This window comes from Collinsella sp. OF02-10 (genome assembly GCF_003463445.1).
In the GTDB taxonomy this organism is placed as follows: Bacteria; Actinomycetota; Coriobacteriia; order Coriobacteriales; family Coriobacteriaceae; genus Collinsella.
The window spans coordinates 1-835 of record NZ_QSCW01000023.1 but is presented as its reverse complement, the minus strand read 5'-3'; the positions used below and the strand labels follow the sequence as shown (position 1 = coordinate 835).

At 64.2% G+C, this 835-nt stretch carries 1 protein-coding gene; it reads left to right on the top strand.

What is annotated here, in order from left to right; all coding sequences use genetic code 11:
• Positions 1–835 (top strand): SIS domain-containing protein (locus DXA43_RS09135; protein WP_233540062.1); only part of this gene is annotated, 835 nt, incomplete at both ends.

Below are 835 nucleotides of genomic sequence, written 5' to 3'. Positions count from 1 at the left end.
CCGGCAAGAAGATGACCGCGCTCGCCGACAAGGTCGCCGACGAGGGCTACGACGCCGTGTTCCTGATGGGCGTCGGCGGCACCTGGGACGAGCTCATGCAGCTCGAGTACCTCATGAACAAGTTCGGCGACCGCGACCTCGAGGTCTACCTGATCCACGCCGCCGAGTGGAACGTCATGGGCCACAAGCGCATGACCGAGAAGTCCGTTGTGCTCACCGCCTCCGAGTCCGGCACCACCCCCGAGGTCCTCGAGGCCGTCAAGAAGATGAAGGAAAAGGGCATTCGTGTCTACGCCATGACCAAGCCCGAGGGCCCCATCGGCCAGGCTGTGGGTGCCGAGAACTGCGTCGCCATGGCTTCTGACCATGGTTCAGGCGGCTGCGAGAAGGGCTACTACCTCGCCGACTGCTTCGGCCTGCGCCTGCTCAACCGCCGCGGATGCTTCCCCAAGTTTGACCTGTTTATCGAGCAGACCAAGGACATCTGGAAGGACATGCTCGATATCCGCAAGCGCTTCGAGCCGCGCGCCGAGGAGCTCGCCAAGAAGTACGCCCTGGCCCCCTACACCATGTTCATCGGCTCCGGCGCCCTGTGGGGCGAGACCATCCTCTTCTCGATGTGCATCCTCGAGGAGATGCAGTGGAAGCGCACCCGCTACATCACCTCGGCAGACTTCTTCCACGGCACCCTCGAGCTCGTGGAGCCCGGCGTCCCCGTCTTCCTGTTCATGGGCGAGGACGAGAACCGCAAGCTCGACGAGCGCGTCCGCGCCTTCCTGACCCGCGGCGTGACCGGCGACACCGACATCAACATCATCGACACCGCCGAGTTCGC